The organism is Saccharopolyspora sp. NPDC000995 (genome assembly GCF_053599315.1).
In genome coordinates, this window is sequence record NZ_JBSFLZ010000137.1 from 1 (window position 1) to 18,658 (window position 18,658).

Genomic DNA, 18,658 nt, shown 5'->3' on the forward strand with positions numbered 1-18,658 from the left:
GCCCGCCCTTGCCCGGCCGCGGGCCGCTCGGCGGGCCGCCCCGCCGCGCGGGCGGCGGCCCCCCCGGGCGCCCGGCCGGCGGCATGGGCCCGCTTGGCGGGCCCTTGGGCGGCGGCCCGGGAGCGGCCAGAGGCCGCGGCGGCGGGCCACCCAGCGGAAGTACCGGGTTCCCCGCCGGAGGCGACGGCGAACCCTGCGGAGCAGGGGAACGCGGCGATTCCGCCATCGGCGGACCGTCGATGGGCGGAGGCCCGGAAGGAGGACCGGCGTGCGGCGCGGGAGCGTCGCGACGCGGCTCAGGCGGAGCCCCTTCGTGGCGACGCGCGCCTGCCTGCGGCGGACCGAGCTGCGGCAACTGGCCGCTCGGCGGTCCAACCTGAGGCAGCGGATCAGACCCGTCCCGCGGCCCAGCGTTACGCCGCGGCGGACCATCAAGCCCGGGCAGCGGAGCGTCCCGCCGGGGCGCGCCTGCCTGCGGCGGCGGACCGCCCAACAGACCGTCATGCGCCTGCGATGGCGGACCGTCCTGCAGCATCGGGACATCAGGCCGCAGCAGCTCATCCGGCTCGGGCACTGGCGGGCGGTCCAACGGCTGTGGGCCGGCCTGAGGCTGTGGGCCGCTCGACAGACCACCTGTCGGCCTGGCGTCGTGCCGCGTCGGTCCGTTCGGCCCGGGCGGCGCAACGTCGCGGCGCGGCGGGCCAGCTTGCGGCAAGGGACCGCTCGGCGGACCGACCTGCGGCGGCGGGACGTCGCGGCGCGGCGGACCGGCTTGGGGTGGCGGGCCACCCAGCACACCGTCGCGCACCTGCGGCGGCGGACCGCCCTGCAGTGACATCTGAGGCGGCGGGTCGTCTTGCGCCGGCGCGGGCAGGAGCAAGCCGCTGAGGCCGCCGGCGAATCTGCTGGGGCGCTGCGGCTCCGGTTCCGGTTCGAGTGAACCGGACAGTTCAGCCGCCGGTTCCGGTCGGGCCGGGGGTTCGTCGAACCCGCCGAGGTCTCCGGAGAGCGCCATCCCGCCGCTCGGCGTCTTCGGCGCTTCGGGCCTGTCAGGCGCTGGCGCCGGTCGGCTGTCCCTGCGCTGCTCGTGCTCGAAGCGATCGATCAACTGTTCGGTGCGCTCCCAGAGCGCGAAAGGGTGCGGTTCTGCTGCAAGCGCAGCGAACTCGCCCCGCAAGTCCAAGCGCTGCGGACGCGGGGCGGGTCGTGGCCCGCTTGGCGCGGGCGGCCCGGCGGGCGGCACCTCACCGCCGAGCGAGCCGCGCATCGGCGCGTCCGCTCGGCGTCGTCCTATCGAGCCACCGGCCCGCTGTTGCGCGTCGAAGCCCGCTGGCCCCGGCGCGGACGCCGGATTCTGCGGTGACGTCACGGTTCCCCCAGGTATTCAGGACGGCCGGAGCGGCGCGCGGCATCCGGGCGGACCCGCACTGCGGACGCACTGGAACCGACGCGGTAGAGCATGCTGAAGTTCCCCAACTCAACCGACCGCGATGACGCGAAAGGGCAGACGACGCTGCGTCTCCCCGAACGCACACCGACCTGCCACCTGCATCGATCGCAACATCGCGGCCCCCTCGTTACTTCTGTTACCGCCGAAGGACAGTAGCAGCTGCAGTTCACCCGTACCGGTGTTTCGAGGAATAGCTGCCCAGTTGCCGCCGCGATGCTGGAAAAGTGCGGTGCGGCAACGGAAAACGCGATGGACGCGCCATATCCGGGCAAATCGGACAGATTTAACCAGTCTATTCAGCCGTTATCACTAGAGCGGAACCGACGGTGGCGTAAGTCGCTGTCCGAGCGCCAATGTGGTCCCTGATCACCGCGCATGCGGAAGGAATGACCAGTAAGGACATCGTCAATGGAATCGCAGCGCAGCGTCGGCTCGTCACGTTGGGACAGCTTTGTCGCGCTGGGAGACAGCTTCACCGAGGGGCTAGCCGACACCGATCCCGCCGGGGGCTTCCGAGGCTGGGCCGACCGGCTGGTCGAGCACCTGACCGCCCAGAACCCGGAGCTGCGCTACGCCAACCTGGCGGTGCGCGGCAAGCTGATCCGCCAGATCGTCGCCGACCAGGTGCCGCAGGCCGTCGAGCTGCGGCCCGCGCTGGTCCCTTCACCGCCGGCGGCAACGACATCATCCGCCCCGGCAGCGACCCCGACGCGGTCGCGGAGCTCTTCGACGCCGGGGTCGGCATGCTGCGCGCCGTCGGCGCCGACGTGCTGATCGGCACCGGCTTCGACACCCGCGAAACCCCGGTGCTGCGCCACGTCCGGGGCAAGGTCGGGACCTACAACTCGCACCTGCGGGCGATCGCCGACAAGCATGGCTGCTACGTGCTCGACCTGTGGTCGATGCGAGCGCTGCGGGGCGCCCGGGCCTGGAGCGAGGACCGGCTGCACTTGTCCGCGGCGGGCCACCGCCGGGTCGCGCTGCGGGCCTGCGAGGCGCTTGGCGTGCCGGTCGCCGCCGACTGGAGCGAGCCCTGGCCGGTCACCCCCGGCACGCCGTGGCGGGCCCAGCGCACCCAGGACATCCGGTGGGCCCGCGAGTACCTGGCGCCCTGGATCGGCCGTCGCCTGCGGGGCGTGTCCAGCGGCGACGGCCGCACAGCGAAGCGCCCCCAACTGGAGAAGCTCACCGCGGGAAACCCCTCGACCTGAGGTCACGGTGGTGCCGGTTTGCCTGGCGCATGAGCGCGTGGGGGTACAGCTGCCGAACGACCGGCCGTTTGATCTTTGTCTTTGCAGCGGCGCAGCCGCTGCGCACACCCTCGCAATCGGCACCGCCGCAGGTTCACAGACGTCTTCTCTCGAGGACAGCCACGACGTGGTGATGACATTCATGATGTCCGGGATCCCACAGCGAGAGGACGTCTGAGCTTCCGCTACCCGCACCGCCACGAAAAACGACCACGGACACCGGCAAAAAGACGAAGTGCGGACCTTCGGCCAGGATCACCCACTCCCGGGACCGAAAGCCCGCACTCACCCCCAACGTCCATTCGGAGGACCATCCCCGAATGTCAAGCCCCCCTTGCCGCCCCGGCCGGCCACGAGTGCTGACCGGGACGGCCGGGCGACAATCCCCCCTTGGACTCCCCCCCGGAGCCGCCCGTTCGTGCGAATCATGCACGGCTTGATCCGCACGCAGAAGAAGTTCCCAGCGCGCGCTACACACCCGCTAAACGTTGGCTAAACGCCCGTCAGCAGGCGGCGGCGGAGAGATCTCCCAGCCGCTCGCGGACCTCCGCCGCGCGTGGCGAGCCCTCCGCCTCGAAGATCGCCAGCGCGGTGTCCCAGCGGGTCCGGGCCACCTGCTGGTCGCCGCGGGACCGGGCGGCGTCGCCGAGACCCAGGTACGCCGACGCCTGCCGCATCGCGGAGCCGCACTGCAGCGCCACGTCCAGCGCCTCGTGGTGGAAGCGCTCGCCGTCGGCGATCCGGCCCAGCTCGATGCTCACTTCGCCGCAGTTGTTAAGCACCATCGCCAACGTCTCCAGATCGTCGGCGTCCCGGTACAACGCTTCTGCCTCGCGCAGGTGCGCCAGCGCCTCCTCCAGGTCGCCGTTGACCTGCTCCACCATGGCCAGGTTGTTCAGCGCACCGGCCACGAAGTACCGATCGCCCAACGAACGGTAGACCCGCAGCGCGTCCTGGCAGTGCACTTTCGCTTCTTCGTAGCGCTTCATGCGGAACAGCACGCTGCCCATGTTGACCTGGGTCATCGCCAACCGGGCGGAATCGCCGGTCTGCACTGCGACCCGGTACGACTCGTCATAGTGCGCCAGCGCCGCGTCCAGCTGGCCCGACCGCGAGCACGCCACCCCGAGCCCGGCCGACATCAGCACCTTGCCCGCTGGGTCGTCCACCGCGCGGGCCGAGTCGAGCCCGTCGGTGTAGATCCGGATCCAGTCCTCCCATGGGCAGCGCACCATCAGGTAGTTGAACTGCAGGCGCACCAGCGGCCAGGCGAGGTCGTGCATGCCTTCCGCGTTGGCCGTCCGGACCGCGGCGACCAGGTTCGGCCATTCCGCGTCGAACCACTCCAGTGCCCGGGCGCGGTCGGTGATCTGCGGCCGGGGCACGGTGCCGCTGGAGAAGTCCAGATCGTCCCGGGCGGGGCGGAGGAAGCGGCGCGCGTGGTCGGCGGTGACGAGGTAGTGGTTCAGCAACCGGCGCAGCGCCTCGGTGTCGATCGAGCTCGGCGCGGCGAGCAGGTCTCGGGCGTAGACGCGCAGCAAGTCGTGCATGCCGAACCGGTCCGGCTCGGGCTCGGTGACCAGGTGTGCCAGCGCCAAGGCCCGTAATCGCCGCTGCGCGCTGGGCGGATCGGTGCCGCACAGGGCGGCGACCGCGTGCGCGGTGAAGGTGTGGCCGGGCACGAGCCCGAGCAGCCGGAACGTGTCGGCGTGCACCGGGTGCAGGCTCCGGTAGGAGATGTCGAAAGCGCGGCGGACACTCGTGTCAGCATCGTCGATGTCCAGCGCGTGCAGCCGGTTCCGCTCGTCGGTCAGCTCGTGCACCAGGTCGGACACGCCGCGCGCCGGATTCGCCGCGAGCCGCGCGGCTGCGATGCGCAGCGCCAGCGGCAGCCCGCCGCACAAGTCCGCCAGCTGGGCCGCAGCGGCCGGTTCGGAGGCTGATTTGCCGGGCACGCCCGCCCGGTCGAGCAATTCGATCGCGGTCTCGGTCGGCAGCGTTTCCAGCGGCAGCACCCGAGCTCCGCTGCGCACCACCAGCCCGTCCAGCCGCCGTCTGCTGGTGATCAGCACCAGTGATTCGGCGCTGCCCGGCAGCAGCGGCCGCACCTGCTCCGAGTCACGCGCGTTGTCGAGCAGCACCAGAACCCGGCGCTTGGCCAACAACGACCGGTAGAGCGCAGTGCGGTCGTCCAGCTCGACGGGGATCGCATTCGCCGCGACACCAAGCGCTTTCAGCATGCTGGTCAGCACTTCGCCGGGCGTTAGGGGCTCGCGCTCCGAGTCGAGGCCACGCAGCGACGCGTAGAGCTGACCGTCCGGGAACTCGTGCTCGACGCGGTGCGCCCAGGTCAGCGCGAGGGCGCTCTTGCCGACGCCTGCGGTGCCGGTCACCACGGCGAGCAGGCTGGAGCCTTGTTCGCGCTCGGCCAGCATCGTGTCGAGCGCGGCGAGTTCGCGCTGCCGGCCCACGAACCCGGCCGGGGCCGGGGGCAGCTCCGCCGGGATCGGGCGCCGGATGCCGAACCCGGGTTCCGGCCGGCGCTGCGGATGACGCAGTGCTGGGTCGTCGCGGAGTAGCCGCTCGTAGAGTTCGCGCAGCTCGGGCCCGGGATCGAGGCCGAGTTCGTGGGATAGCCGGCGGCGCAGGTCGTGGTAGCGGGACTGCGCCTCGGCGCGGTGCCCCGCGCGGTAGTGGGCCAGCATCAGCTGGCCGGTGAGGCGCTCCCGCAGCGGGTGATGGTCGACCAGGGTGGACAGCTCCAGCACCAGCTGGTGGTGGAGGCCGAGGTCCAGGTCGGCGGCGATCCGCTCCTCCAGCGCCAGCAGCCGAAGCTCGTCCAGGTTGGGCGCGACCATCCGGTACAGCCGGCTGCTCGCGATGTCCGAGAGCACCGGGCCCCGCCACAGCGTCAGCGCCTCGGCCAGCACCCGCGACCGCGCCGCAGGTTCCATGCCGTGCGCGCGATTGATCAAGGTTCTAGCTCGGTGGGCATCGATCCGATCCCCGTCGACCCGCAGCAGGTAGCCGGGCGGGCGGGTAACGATCTCGGCCTGTTCTCCTGCGGCCCCGAATAGCTTGCGCAGCCTGGAGACGTAGCCGTGGATGATGGTGCGGGCGCTGGCCGGCGGCGCGTTCTCCCACAACGTGTCGATCAGCCGGTCCATCGAAACGACCTGGTTCGGCTCCAGCAGCAGGCAGGCCAGCAGGGCGCGGACGGGCGCGCCGCCCAGTGGCTGCGCGACGCCATCGGCGCGCACCTCAAGAGGACCGAGCAGGCGGAATTCGAATTCCGCGCCTGGCACCTCGATAGAGCTGTCGTGCCCCGCCATCATTCCCAAATCCGACTCTCGCTCACGTTTTGTTGAGCCTTCAGACAGTCTCGACCAAGGCGCACACCGAGTCCACACCCCGGAGAGCCCGCGCGGCAGCGCGCCCCCCTACCCGGAACCGGACACACCGTAACGATCACCGGCCGAGGAGAGATCGATCACCGGCCCGCGATTCACCCCAATGGAGCCATGACCGATTTCTCCCGATACATCCCACTCGCGTCCGTTCTTGCGGCGAACGCCTCCCGATGGGCGAACACGCCAAGTAAAGTCGGGACACGCCGATCACTCGTACGAGGACACCGTGGAAGGAGAGCCGACCCCGTGCCCACGCCGTCCACAGTGGTCGATCGCGCGGTGGCCTGCCTGCTCGGCGGGGCGCTGGGCGATGCGCTCGGCAGCCCGGTCGAGTACGCGCAGCTAGACGGCATCCGCGCCGAATTCGGCCAAGCAGGCGTCGCCGAACCACCACCTCAGGCCCTGCTGGGCGACGCCACGCAGATGTCGCTGTTCACCGGCGAGGGCTACCTACACGCCTGGACAACAGGCAACAACGGCGGCAACTGGCGTCCGGTCGAGTCGACCGCCGCCGCCTACCGCCGCTGGTTGACCACCCAGCAGGAGGACAAGCCGCAGCCCGGTGCGACCGGCCTGATGGCCGAGCCCGAACTGTACGCCGGCCGGGCCCCCGGCCTGACCAGCCTGCGCGCGCTGCAAGAACCCGAACTCGGCACCCCGGACCGGCCGCGGAACAGCTCCAAGGGCTGCGGCGGCGTGGACCGCAGCGCGCCGCTCGGCTTCTCCCCGACCGCCGAGATGGCCTACCAGTTGGCCTGCCAATGCGCGGCGCTCACCCACGGCGGCGTCAGCGGCTGGGCCTCGGCCGGGGCGCTGGCGCTGATCGTGCACCTCGTCGCGGTGCAACAGCGGAAGCTGCCGGCTGCCGTCGACCAGGCGGCGGGCCGTGTGCTGCGCGAAGACGTCGAGACCGCCACCGCCCTCGCGGAGGCATCGACGCTGGCGCGGCTGGGTGCGAGCGTCGGGCACATCGAGCGGCTAGGACAGGGCTGGATCGGCCCGGAGGCGCTATCCATCGGTGCCTACTGCGCGCTCGCGCTGCCGAAGCCCGACCAGTTCACCGACGCCCTGCGGCTGGCGGTCAACCACTCCGGGCACAGCGGCTCCACCGCGGCCGTGACCGGTAGCATCCTCGGCGCCCGCCACGGCACGGCGGTCCTGCCCCGCTCGTGGCTGGCCCGGCTGGAACTGGCGGACGTGATCGAGCGCATCGGCCACGACCTCGGAGCGTCCTGCACCGGCGAGAAGTTCAACGAACGCCGCTACCTCGGCCTCGCCTGACCGGCGTGCCTGGGCCATCCTCCCCGACGGGTTCGCGGCGAACGGACCGTTCACCGCATAGGCGCGAGGTGAAACTCGCCCCTCAGGTGCCGTGGGGGCGGCTCGCCCTGGCCCGGACGACAGCGACTGCCGCGGCCAGGAACCCGATGTTGAAGGTCATGTGCACTGCGGCGACCGCGCGGGCGATCTCGGATACCGCGTGCACGTCGCCGAAACCGACGGTGCTGGTGATCGACAGCGAGAAGTAGAGCGCGTCGGTTTTCGTGCGCAGCGCCGCGATCGAGCCGGGATCGAGGGCGGCCAGTCCGAAGTAGACGGCCGCGAAGAACAGCACTGCCAGGTAAAACGCCGCCACGACCCCGGCCATCGAGCTGCCGTGGCGCGCGTCCTCGATCCGGAAGCGGCGCACCTGAAACATGATCAGCGCGGAGATGGCCGTCAGCCCAACGGCGAAGATCACGACCGCGTTCACGGTGCCGAAGAGCCCGAACCTGCCGATCGGCAACAGGTAGTAGACGACGGTGCACGCCGCCACCGCACCCAGCGACGTCGCCAGGTTGATCAGGACCCTCTGCTGGCCGCTCCCAGGCACGAGCGCCAGCTTCGGCCAACACCGGGCCCGTCGCCATTCGGGCCCCGTGCCCGGCGCACCTGCCCAACCCGCAGTTTCAACGAGCGTTTTCCAGCCTCTTCTTGCGTTGCCGTGCGGGCAGCGGAACCTTAGCGGCCTTTTCGAGTCCGCGATTCCGGACTTGTGCATGACCAGCGGCGTCCGGGCGTCCTCGCGAGAGGACCGCTGAGAACCCGCGACGACGCATGCTGCGAGGATGGACTAAAAGGCGGCTACGCCGCTTGCGGCAGCCCACGGACCGCGGGACTTCCAGCGTCACGGCTGCGGATCGGCCAGGATGAAAATGGCTCAATTGAAACTGTCGCCACCCGCCGCATGAGGGCATTTTCAATTGAAACTGCCCTCAGGCGGCGGCCGGGATTCGGGACAGGCGCCGGATGCGGCGGTTGCCGACCACCCGGCACACCAGGTAGATCACGAACGAGATGATCGTGACGAAGGCGCTCACCGGGGCCCCGGGCGCCAGCGACAGGACGATGCCCCCGATCACCGCCACCTCGGCGAACACCACGGCCAGCACCGTTGCCTTGATCGGGCTCGCGGTGACCCGCGCTGCCGCGGCCCCCGGCGTCACCATCAGGGCCAGCACCAGCAGCGCGCCAACGGTGTAGACGCCCAGCGCCGTCGCCACGCCGACCAGCACCGCGAACAGCGGGGTCAGCACTCGCGCCGGAACGCCGCGGGCTGCCGCGACGTCCGGGTCGACGCTGGCGAACAGCAACGGCCGGTACACGAAGGCCAGGACGACCAAGACGAGCGCCGCGCAGCCCGCCAGCAGCAACACGTCCGCGGAATCGACGCCGACGATCTGCCCCACCAGCAGGCTGAACTTGTTCGCGGTCCGCTCCGGGTTGAGCCACAGCAGCAACACGCCGACGCCGAGCCCGAAGGACAGGATCGCGCCGATCACCGAGTCGCGTTCGGTCCCGCGCTGTCCCAGCAAGCCGAGCAGCAGCGCGGCGACCACGGCTCCAGCCAGCGCCCCAACGCCGACACCGACGCCGATCAGCAGCGCCGCGGCGGCGCCGGTGAACGCGAGCTCGGCGGTGCCGTGCACGGCGAAGGACATCTTCCGCGCGACGACGAGCGGTGCCAGGCAGCCGGACACCAGGCCGAGCGCCGCCGCAGCAAGCAGCGCCTGCTGGACGAACGGGTAGCCGAGCAGGTCGACCGTGGTGGAGAAGTCCAGGACCTTGCCCAGCGCGTCGATGAATGCGTTCACGCCTCTTCCGCCTCTTGCACATGGTGGTCGTGGTCATCGGTGCCGGCGACCACCAGCCGCCCGCCGACGCGGGCGACTTCGACGTCGGTGCGGTACAGCTCGGACAGCGTGACGGAGTTCATCACCTCGTCCGGCGGGCCGATCCGGAACCGGCCGTCCACCAGGTAGAGGACCCGGTCGACCAGCGGCAGCACCGGGTTGATCTCGTGCGTGACGAACAGGACCGCCGCGCCGGTCTGCCGGGCCTGGTTCGCGATCAGCCGGCTGACCTTGCGCTGGTGCGCGATGTCCAGCGACAGCAGCGGCTCGTCGCACAGCAGCACTGACGGGTCGCTGACCAGCGCCTGCGCCACGCGGAGCCGCTGCTGCTCGCCTCCGGAGAGCAGGCCCAGCGGCATCCGGGCGTAATCGGTCGCCTCGACCGCGCGCAGCGCCGCGGCCACCCGCCGCTTGCGCTCGCGGCGGCCGCGGAGCCCAGTGCCCCAGTGGTGACCGTCCAACCCGAGACCGACCAGGTCACTGCCCCGGACCATCACGGTGGCGTCCAGCGCCCGCTGCTGCGGGATGTAGCCGATCCGGTTGCTGCCGCGACGTGCCGGCGCGCCCGCGATCTCGACGCTGCCCGCGGAGAGCTGCTGCAAGCCCAGCAGCACCCGCAGGAGGCTCGTCTTGCCGGAACCGTTCGGCCCGAGCACGGCGAGGAACTCGCCCGGCTCGACGTCGAGGTCCAGGCCGGACCACAGGACGCGCGGGCCGTACGAGAGCTTCGCGCCGCGCAACCGCACGGCTGGGGCCGTGCTGGTGGGCGCGAGGATGGGCTCGGTCTCGGAGTTGGCGGTCATATCTCAGCGATTCTGGTTCAGGGCGGTCTGCAACGCCGTGATCTGGGCGTCCATCCACTGCACGTAGGTCTTGTCCTGCGGCAGCGTCTCGGTCATCTCGACGACCGGGATCTGATTCTGCTCCGCCGCGGTGCGCACGTTGCGGGTGACCGGCGATTCGGTCTGCGGGTTGTAGATGACCGCCGCGGCCTGCTTGGCGTTCACCGCGTTCTGGATCGCGGCCACCGCGGCCGCGGACGGGTCGGACTCGGCCTCGATGGCGTTGACGAACTCGGGCGGCGTGATGTCTTGCAGGTTGGCGGCTTCCACCAGGTAGTGCGCGACGGGCTCGGTGACGATCACCTGCTTGCCCCGGTTCTGGTCCCCCAGCTCGCCGACCCGTCCTTGCAGCTTGCCGATCTCCTCCGCGAACCGGCCCGCAGCCTGGCCGAACTGCTCGGCCTTGGCCGGCTTGAGCTTGCTCAGCTCGGCATTGACCTGGGCGGCCACCTGCTCCACCACGTGCAGGTCGTACCAGACGTGCTCGTTCACCGAGTGGTCGTGGCCTTCGTGCCCGCCGTGTTCCTCGTGCCCGCCCGCGGGCTCGCCCTCGTGCTCGTCCTTGACGGCCTCGATGGCGGGCTTGCCCTGACCGCTGTTGCCGAGGACCCGCTCCATGAACTCGTCATATCCGCCGCCGTTGAACACCACCAGGTCCGCGTCGGCGACCTTCGCGGCGTCCTGCGGGGTGCTCTCGTAGGAGTGCGGGTCGGCGTTGGGATCGCTGATGACCGGTTCCACCTCGACGTCGTCGCCGCCGACTGCCTGAACCACGCTGGCCCACACGGTGGTGGACGCGACCACCTTGATCTTGTCGCTGGCGCCCCGACCCGCCTGCTCGCCGGTGCCGCATGCGGTCAGGGCGAGGGCGGTTGCGGCGAGTCCGGCCAAGGCGGTGGCGGCAGAGCGACTGCGAACGGTCATCGGATGCACTCCTCGGTGGTCGGCCCCTTGCGCAGCAGGCTGACGGCTATCTGCGAACGGTAACGGAAACCGTTGTCAACTACAGTCTAAGCACGGTTGCATACGACACTCCACCGACCGGGCTATTTCTGTTGCGCACGCAACGACGCCCCCGCCAGAACCAGCGGGGGCATCGATCAACGGATCGCCTGCGCCTAAGCGGCCAGGCGGGCTCCGGTCTCGGGGTGGAAGAGGTGGATCTCGCTGTGGTCGCGCAGCGCCACGGTCACCTTCTGGCCGAGCGCGGGCGGGGTCCGGCCGTCGGCGCGGACGACGAAGCGCTCCTGCGAGCCGTTGACGTCAATGGCACCGTGGATCAGCGCGTCGGCACCGAGCTCCTCGACCAGCTCGACGGTCATCGACATCCCGGCGTCGTCGCCGGAGGTCAGTGACAGCGCCTCGGGGCGGACGCCGAAGGTGACCTCTTTGAGGTCCCCGGCAGCGGCGAGGGCCTCGCGCGGCAGCGGAATCGTGGCCCCGTCCAGCACCGCCCCGTCACTGGTCAACGGCACCGTCTTCAGGTTCATCGCCGGCGACCCGATGAAGCCCGCGACAAACGCGTTGGCCGGGTTCTCATACAGCTCGCGCGGAGTGGCGACCTGCTGCAGCAGCCCATCCTTGAGCACCGCGACGCGGTGCCCCATGGTCATCGCCTCGACCTGATCGTGGGTGACGTAGATGGTGGTGGTGCCAAGCCGCTTCTGCAGCGCGGCGATGTTGGCGCGGGTCTCCACGCGCAGCTTGGCGTCGAGGTTGGACAGCGGCTCGTCCATCAGGAACACGCTGGGCTCGCGGACGATCGCGCGCCCCATCGCCACCCGCTGCCGCTGCCCGCCGGAGAGCGCCTTGGGCTTGCGGTCCAGGTACTTCTCGAGGTCGAGCATCTTCGCCGCCTCGGTGACCTTCTGCTTGATGACGTCCTTGGGCGTCTTGCGCAGCTTGAGCGCGAAGCCCATGTTCTCCGCGACCGTCATGTGCGGGTAGAGGGCGTAGGACTGGAAAACCATGGCTATGTCCCGCGACTTCGGCGGGGTGTTGGTGACATCGTTGCCACCAATGGTGATGCCGCCCTCGTCGACGTCCTCCAGGCCCGCGAGCATCCGCAGCGCGGTCGACTTACCGGATCCGGACGGGCCGACCAGCACCAGGAACTCACCGTCGGCGACGTCCAAGGCCAGTTTGTCGACGGCCCGAACCGGCGGGCTCCCCTGGTAAACGCGCGAGGCGTTGACGTACGCAACCTCTGCCATCTGTGACACCTTTCACGGAATCGGTTACGAAAAAAGTAACCGCAAAATCGCTCGGGGTCAGCCCCTCGGATGAACCAACTCGGACAGTGATCACCCTACGTCGCTCTGTGTTCACGATTCGGACGGAGTGGGATATGCATCATGCTCACTTCACCGAGGGGTACTGAACCGTTACGGTTCCTGCATGGCGCGGTCAACGAATGCCCGGCGGCCCGCGACGCTCGCCTCGCTCGCTGCAGAACTCGGGGTCTCCCGGACGACGGTTTCGAATGCGTACAACCGTCCGGACCAGCTCTCCCCGGAGCTGCGCAAGCGAGTCCTGGAGACCGCTCGCCGGCTGGGTTACCCGGGACCGGACCCGGTGGCGAGGTCGTTGCGGACCCGGAAAGCGGGCGCGGTCGGCCTGCTGCTCACCGAGAACCTCTCATACGCCTTCCGCGACCCGGGCGCCGTGGGCTTCCTCGAAGGCCTCGCGCTGGCCTGCGAAGACGCCGGCCAGGGCCTGCTACTGATCCCGGCGAGCCCAGAACGCGAGGACGTCGCCTCGGTGCACCGCGCCGGGGTGGACGGGTTCGTCGTCTACTCGGTCCCCGAGGACGACCCGCACCTGGCCGCGGTGCTCGAACGGCCGGTGCCGGTGGTGGTCTGCGACCAGCCGCGCCTGGACAATCTGGACTGGGTCGGCCCGGACGACGGGAAGGCCATCAAGACCGTCGCCGAGCACCTGATCAAGCTCGGGCATCGCCGCGTCGGCGTGCTCTGCATGCGCCTGGCCCGGGGCCGCAATGACGGCCCCGCGTCGGTGCAGCGGCAGGCCAACGCCAGCTTCCACGTGCAGAAGGCCCGGTTGACCGCGCTCGCCGAGGTGTTCACCGAAGCCGGGGTGGACTGGACGAAGGTGCCGGTGGTGGAGCGCTTCGACCACACCACGGCGTCCGGGGCGTCGGCGGCGGCGCAACTGCTGGAGATCGACCCGGAGATCACCGCGATCGTCTGCACCTCCGACATACTGGCGCTCGGTGCGCTCAGCGAGGCCCGCAACCGCGGCCTGCGGGTTCCGGAGGACCTGACCATCACGGGCTTCGACGGCATCCCGGACGCGGAGCGGGCGGGCCTGACGACGGTGCGCCAGCCGTGGCTGGAGAAGGGCCGGGCCGCCGGGCGGCTGCTGCTGGAGACCAGCGAGCCGGGCCGCCCCCGCCACATCCAGTTGGAGACCCAGCTGATCACCGGAACCACCTCGGCGCCGCCCCGCTCCTCTGAAGAACGCTGGTTCGGCCCGTAAACCCAAGGGTTCCCGCAGCTCTGGCCCCGTGAGCACTTTTCGGCGCTGTAGAGGCTGTTTCAGAACTCGTTCCGTGTGCCAGTGAGACGGCAGCTCTACGGCGGTGGCGGCGATTTCGCGCAGTGAAATCGCCGCTCGCCACGCCTGCGAGGTGACAGTTTCGCGCGAAATCGCTCCAGCCACACAACCGTCACGCCGTAGCCAGGGGTTTCCGGTGATGGCGTGCTGGAGTCACGGGCAATGACTTGTAAAAACACCGCCCCAGGCCAATGGATCGGTGCCGCCCGACAACGAGCTGCAACTTCTGCTGGCAATGACTGGAGAGGCCAGCAGGTCAGTAGTTCGCCCATTCGCCCTGGGCGTACTGGAGGATCGTCGGGTGCATCAACGTCGACGGCTTGATGCCTGGGATTCGGGTGCGATCCGGCGGGAACGTCGCCGACGCTTGCAGGGTTGTCTCGTCCAACGAGCGCAGCGGCGGGCTATCAGCGGGCAGCCGGAGCGGTGGCGCGCCTGGTGAGGCGAGCGGGTTTCCGTCCGCCTGGTGGGTTTCCGCAATTTCCATTGAAATCGAAGAGCCGATTTCCATTGAAGTTGCGGCGCCGGTCGCGACGGGCGCCGGGTCGGGCTTCGCGCTGGCCAGGTGGAAGCCCCACTCCCCGAAGCTGGGGACCGTGATCTCGTACGGCACCGTGCTGAGGCCAGCCGCTCGCATGGTCGACTCGATGCACCAGAACGCCTTCGGCGCGAAGAACGGCGACCCCGACTGCACCACCATTCGCGCATCGTCCGACATCGCCTGCCGGGCCAGCCCGTAGAACTCCGTCGAGTACAGCTTCGCCGTCGCCGTCGAATCCGCGTCAGGCATGTCCACGAGCACCACGTCGTAGCGGTCGCGGTTGTCCCGCAGCCAGCTGAAGGCGTCCGCTGCGACCACCCGCACCCGCGGATCGGCGAAGGCATCCTTGTTCAAAGTGGACACTCGCGGGTCGGTGCTCGCCAGCTCCAGCACCGCCGGGTCCAGTTCCACCAGCGTGACCTCGCGGACGTCCGGGTACCGCAGCAGCTCCCGCAGCGCCAAGCCATCGCCACCCCCCAACACGAGCACCTGCTCATGAGGCCCGGCCATCGCCGGATGCACCATCGCCTCGTGGTATCGGTACTCGTCCATCGAGCTGAATTGCAGGTCCCCGTTGAGGTACAGCCGGGTGTCGCGGTTCCCGCCCAACGACACCGACTCGGTCAGCACGATGTCCTGGTACTGGGTGCGTTCCGAACGCACCACCGGGTCCGCGTACAGCGCCTGGCGCGCGGTGACCTCGAAGTCGCCGGCGAACGCGTAAGCCCCAAGGAGCAGGAAGCCGACCAGGACGGATGCACCGGTAAGCAACAAGGTGGCGCGCTTGGACAGTTCCCGGCGGAAGACCGTCAACACCAGCCCGAGCCCGGCGACGGCATTGACCATGCCGACCAGCAGCGCGCCCTGCACTTGCCCGAACAGCGGCAGCAGCAGGAAGGGGAACGCCAACCCACCGACGAGTCCGCCGACGTAATCGGCCGCGAACAGGTCGGCGACCGCAGAACCCGCGTCCTGCCGCCGAATCCTCTGCAACAGCACCATCAGCAGCGGGATCTCCGCACCGATCAGCACACCCAACGCCAGCGCCATCGCGATCAGCGCCGGCGTGTAGAGGCTCAGCCACGCGAACGCGGCGTACAGCCCGAGCACGCTAAGCCCGCCGAGCAGCGCGAGCAGCAGTTCGATGCCGGCGAACGCCGGGGCCGCCCAGCGTTGCAGGGGTTTCGCGGCGAGCGCACCGACGCCCATCGCGAACACCATCAGCGACAGCACGATCGAGGCCTGCCCGACGGTGTCGCCGATCAGGTAGCTGCCGAGTGCAACCAGCGCCAGCTCGTAGACCAGGCCACAAGCGGCGCAGATGAAAACAGCCGCCAGCACCGCGGTTCGGGCAAACCGACTTCGCGGCTTGCCGGTCTTGACCGGTTCGGGAGCGAGCCCGGCGCTCACCGACACGCGCTGCTCACCAGATCGAGACGGCGATGATCATAGCGATCACGACGTGCGCCGTCGCCGACACCCACGTCGCCGGGTGCATGTTCGGGGAGGCGAGCTCGTCGCCCAGCTTGCCTGGGGTGACCGCGTCGATCAGCAGGAACGACAGGCTCATCAGGACGAGCCCGAGGATGCCGTAGGCGAGGGTGCCGAACAGCCCGGCGATCAGGTCGTTGGCGCTTCCCGCGATCGCGGTGGTCAGGATGATGCCGACCCCCAGCAAGCCGGAGACCAGCAGCAAAGCCGCATTCGGGTTGCGGCGGACCCAGATCAGGTCGCGGAGCTTGCCCGGCGTGGCCAGGTCGACGAGCACGTAACCGAGTGCCATCATCGCCACGCCGATCACCCCGTAGGCGACCGCGGCGAGCATGCCGGTGAGCAGGTCCTGGAGCAAGGTGAGGCCCTTCTGGTGTCGTGGTCGGTGCGATCAGCGTCGGGGGCCCGCCGGTGGAGGCCCTTGCGGTGGAGGCGGCGGTCACGGACCACCCGGCGGCCCGGGCGGTGCCGGCCAGCCCGGCTGCGGCCCCGGTCGGGACGGGCCCGGCTGAGCCGATGGACCTTGCGGGGCGGGTGGTCCCTGCAGCGGTCGCGGCGGCGGCTGCGGTCCGATTGGTGGCGATCCCGGCCCTACCGGCGGTCCTTGCAGAGGCAGCGGTCCAGCCCGTGGCGGCCCCGGCGGAGGCTGCGCTCTTGCTGGCGGCGGGACCTGTGCCCCCTGTTGCTGCGTCGGCCCGGGCTGCGGCGCGGCCGCAGTGTTCGGGGCATCCGGGCAGTCCGACGTGGACTTCTGCTTGGCGCGGGCCCGGAAGCCCAGGACCAGGGCGAGAACCACGACGACGCCCAGGCCGCCGAGCCACGCCCAAGTCGCCCAGCTCGAGCCAGAGCCGTCGCCGCGCGGCAACGGCGGAGCCGAGGCGTTGCCCGGTGCGTCCTCCGCCACCGGCGGGGCCTTCAGCGCGCCGGTTTCCACCAGCAGCAATGGCAATCCGAGCGCGGCCTGCCCGGTCACGGTGACCGGCTCCTCGGCCAGCGAGTCGGCGGTGACGCCAAGCATGACGAAGTCCTCAACGCCCGGCAGCGATGCGAGGTCGTCCGACGCCGCCGCCTTGACGTCGGCCGCGTCCGGATCGTCTTCGCTGGATCCGGCGGCGACGAAAACCCGGACCTCGGCCCAGCGCGGACAGGTCTCGGCCGGGATGGTCGGTCCCCGGCTGGAGCCCTGGTCGAACTTCTTCGTCGACGCGTCCACGAGCTTCCAGCCGAAGCAAACCCCGTGCGCCTGCTCGGCCGCGGCGAGCCCCTGCGCCAGCTGCTGTGCGTCGGCCGAGGTGAACCGCTGGATCGGCGGCCCCGAGTACTGCTGGCCCTCGGAGTAGTAGGTGGACTCCTCCGAGGTGAAGGTGGTCTGCACGGGGTCGCCGCCGAGCACGCCGATAAGCGACCCGACGACGCCGACGGCCACGAAGAAACCCAGCACGGCCAGCACGATTCCCCGGCGACGGGCGGGTTTGTTGATCGTGGTGCTCATTTGCCTGCCCCCGGACCTCTGCCGCGGAAGCTCTCGCCGTGCGGGCTGCTCCAGCCCCAGACCCCGCCGACGTGGCTGTGGTAGCGGCGGTAGGCGCGCTCGGCGTCCATCGCGTGAATCACCGAGCCGAGCGAGTGCGGCCTGATGATCACCGCATCGCTGGAATACCGCAGGTAGATGCCCGACGAGTCGGTGTACTGGGACTGCGGGCGCCATTTCAACGTGATCTCGGCGGCAACGGCGGTCGGCGGCTTCGGGCTGGTGTAGGCCCGGTTGTCGGAGTCACCGGAGAGGTCCAGGTGGGCTGCGCGGAGGTAGCTGTTCGCGACGTAGCCGCGCGGCCCGGTGCCGGCGACGAAGATCGTCACCATCCCGATGATCAGAGCCAACACCGCTACGGCGGCGGCCAGCACGAACCAGAACTTGGGTTTCACCGGTCAGTCCGCCGTCGGGTAGATGAGCACGTCGTAGCGGCTGAGCGCCTCGCCGGCGCTGACCTCCCAGTCGGCGGCGCCGTAGGACTCGAAGCCCAGCATCGAACCGTCCGAGGCCTCGTAGTCGTGGTAGCGGACGGTGCCCTGCTCGGCGAGGCCGGTGGTGGCCTCGCTGCGGAACTCGGCGCTGCCGGACTCCTCGGAGTGGTAGGTGCGCCCGGCGAAATCGATCGTCTTCGGGCCCGGCTCCCCGGCATCGGCGACCGGCGTCCACAACGAAAGGATCAGGTCGGGGTCCTCTTCCACGGCCAGCCACACCTGCCCGCCCTTGGCGTCGTCGAGCAGATGCTCCGCCCAGTTCCAGCCGCCTTCGGAGAGCCGGATGGTTCCACGGACGGTGTAGGAGTGGCCGCGCACCTCGACGATGTCGCCAGCCTTCAGCGTCCGCGGGTCACCGCGAAGCGAGTCCTGATCACCGGTGTGCAACGGGTCGACGGGCCGACTTCCCGGCCTCGCTGCGCCGCGCTTGGCACGCACCCCCATGACCACGACGACCACCGCGATGATGATCAACAAGGTGACCACGACGATCAGCATTGCGACCAGTCCGTTCACCCGTCCGCCTTCCCCTCACGCGAGCGTCCGGCACAGAGGGTATTAGTCACCCCCCGACGGTATGAACCCATTCGCCCAAATCGTGACCAGTAGGACGGGGACGAAGCGAACGGGCTATCCCCCAAGACGGCGCAAACGGTCCGTTCACCCCACGAACCGGTCCGAAGCGAACGGACCCGTTCACACCGCAGGAGGCAGCGAACGGACCATCTACCACGCCGAACAACGCGAACAGCCCGTCGACCACGCCCTCAACTCTCCAGAAACCACGATCCCCGCAACTCCCTGAAATCCAGGGTGTTGCAATGCATTCCCATGACACCGAGCACGGACGCTGCATCTGCGACACCTGCATGGACGCTTCCTATGCGCGCATGGAAGCCG

The 18,658-nt window shown here is 69.9% G+C and carries 16 protein-coding genes; 5 read left to right on the forward strand and 11 right to left on the reverse strand.

Going from position 1 to position 18,658, the window contains the following annotated elements; all coding sequences use genetic code 11:
- The first annotated feature begins 268 nt into the window (after nt 1–268).
- The 3 genes from ACWDKQ_RS30385 to ACWDKQ_RS30395 all read left to right on the forward strand — a co-directional run bounded on the left by ACWDKQ_RS30385 (nt 269) and on the right by ACWDKQ_RS30395 (nt 2,661).
- Nucleotides 269–835: a hypothetical protein gene (locus ACWDKQ_RS30385; RefSeq protein WP_450142205.1), complete on the forward strand. Its 567-nt coding sequence runs from the start codon at nt 269–271 to the stop codon at nt 833–835.
- Between the two features lie 1,023 nt (nt 836–1,858).
- The gene (locus ACWDKQ_RS30390; protein ID WP_450142206.1) at nt 1,859–2,224 is read left to right on the forward strand and encodes an SGNH/GDSL hydrolase family protein; all 366 of its coding nucleotides are present in this window, start codon (nt 1,859–1,861) and stop codon (nt 2,222–2,224) included.
- Entirely contained in the window at nt 2,137–2,661 is a 525-nt protein-coding gene (locus ACWDKQ_RS30395) for a GDSL-type esterase/lipase family protein (protein ID WP_450142220.1), read from the forward strand. The genes ACWDKQ_RS30390 and ACWDKQ_RS30395 overlap by 88 nt, the downstream gene beginning before the upstream one ends.
- A gap of 542 nt (nt 2,662–3,203) precedes the next feature.
- On the opposite strand, the gene ACWDKQ_RS30400 is transcribed toward ACWDKQ_RS30395, so the two are convergent.
- Nucleotides 3,204–6,032, reverse strand: coding sequence for a BTAD domain-containing putative transcriptional regulator (locus ACWDKQ_RS30400; protein ID WP_450142207.1), 2,829 nt, complete (start codon nt 6,030–6,032; stop codon nt 3,204–3,206).
- Nucleotides 6,033–6,356: 324 nt separating this feature from the next.
- Between ACWDKQ_RS30400 and ACWDKQ_RS30405 the strand changes: the two genes are divergently transcribed.
- Nucleotides 6,357–7,391, forward strand: coding sequence for an ADP-ribosylglycohydrolase family protein (locus ACWDKQ_RS30405; RefSeq protein ID WP_450142208.1), 1,035 nt, complete (start codon nt 6,357–6,359; stop codon nt 7,389–7,391).
- An 82-nt stretch (nt 7,392–7,473) separates the two neighbouring features.
- On the opposite strand, the gene ACWDKQ_RS30410 is transcribed toward ACWDKQ_RS30405, so the two are convergent.
- From ACWDKQ_RS30410 to ACWDKQ_RS30430, 5 genes are all read right to left on the reverse strand, one after another.
- Nucleotides 7,474–7,983: an ion channel gene (locus tag ACWDKQ_RS30410; RefSeq protein ID WP_450142209.1), complete on the reverse strand. Its 510-nt coding sequence runs from the start codon at nt 7,981–7,983 to the stop codon at nt 7,474–7,476.
- A 382-nt stretch (nt 7,984–8,365) separates the two neighbouring features.
- On the reverse strand, nt 8,366–9,244 hold the full coding sequence (locus ACWDKQ_RS30415) for a metal ABC transporter permease (RefSeq protein WP_450142210.1): 879 nt from the start codon (nt 9,242–9,244) through the stop codon (nt 8,366–8,368).
- A complete protein-coding gene (locus tag ACWDKQ_RS30420) occupies nt 9,241–10,086 on the reverse strand; it encodes a metal ABC transporter ATP-binding protein (RefSeq protein ID WP_450142211.1) in 846 nt (281 codons plus the stop codon). The genes ACWDKQ_RS30415 and ACWDKQ_RS30420 overlap by 4 nt, the downstream gene beginning before the upstream one ends.
- 3 nt (nt 10,087–10,089) lie before the next feature.
- Nucleotides 10,090–11,049 carry a metal ABC transporter solute-binding protein, Zn/Mn family gene (locus ACWDKQ_RS30425; protein WP_450142212.1) on the reverse strand — a complete coding sequence of 320 codons (960 nt, stop codon included), beginning with the start codon at nt 11,047–11,049 and terminating at the stop codon, nt 10,090–10,092.
- A gap of 194 nt (nt 11,050–11,243) precedes the next feature.
- On the reverse strand, nt 11,244–12,338 hold the full coding sequence (locus ACWDKQ_RS30430; RefSeq protein WP_450142213.1) for an ABC transporter ATP-binding protein: 1,095 nt from the start codon (nt 12,336–12,338) through the stop codon (nt 11,244–11,246).
- Between the two features lie 184 nt (nt 12,339–12,522).
- On the opposite strand from ACWDKQ_RS30430, the gene ACWDKQ_RS30435 reads away from it, so the two are divergent.
- Nucleotides 12,523–13,623, forward strand: coding sequence for a LacI family DNA-binding transcriptional regulator (locus ACWDKQ_RS30435; protein WP_450142214.1), 1,101 nt, complete (start codon nt 12,523–12,525; stop codon nt 13,621–13,623).
- Between the two features lie 334 nt (nt 13,624–13,957).
- Here the strand turns inward: ACWDKQ_RS30435 and ACWDKQ_RS30440 are convergent, their stop codons facing one another.
- The 5 genes from ACWDKQ_RS30440 to ACWDKQ_RS30460 form a co-directional block, all read right to left on the reverse strand.
- Nucleotides 13,958–15,652: a polyamine aminopropyltransferase gene (locus ACWDKQ_RS30440; protein ID WP_450142215.1), complete on the reverse strand. Its 1,695-nt coding sequence runs from the start codon at nt 15,650–15,652 to the stop codon at nt 13,958–13,960.
- A 13-nt stretch (nt 15,653–15,665) separates the two neighbouring features.
- Nucleotides 15,666–16,091: a DUF350 domain-containing protein gene (locus ACWDKQ_RS30445; RefSeq protein ID WP_450142216.1), complete on the reverse strand. Its 426-nt coding sequence runs from the start codon at nt 16,089–16,091 to the stop codon at nt 15,666–15,668.
- 81 nt (nt 16,092–16,172) lie between these two features.
- Nucleotides 16,173–17,225, reverse strand: coding sequence for a hypothetical protein (locus tag ACWDKQ_RS30450; RefSeq protein WP_450142217.1), 1,053 nt, complete (start codon nt 17,223–17,225; stop codon nt 16,173–16,175).
- Nucleotides 17,222–17,659 (reverse strand): DUF4247 domain-containing protein, encoded by a 438-nt coding sequence (locus tag ACWDKQ_RS30455; protein WP_450142218.1) that lies wholly within the window; start codon nt 17,657–17,659, stop codon nt 17,222–17,224. The genes ACWDKQ_RS30450 and ACWDKQ_RS30455 overlap by 4 nt, the downstream gene beginning before the upstream one ends.
- A gap of 3 nt (nt 17,660–17,662) precedes the next feature.
- Nucleotides 17,663–18,274, reverse strand: a complete 612-nt coding sequence (locus tag ACWDKQ_RS30460) for a DUF4178 domain-containing protein (RefSeq protein WP_450142219.1) — start codon at nt 18,272–18,274, stop codon at nt 17,663–17,665.
- Nucleotides 18,275–18,658: the final 384 nt, after the last annotated feature.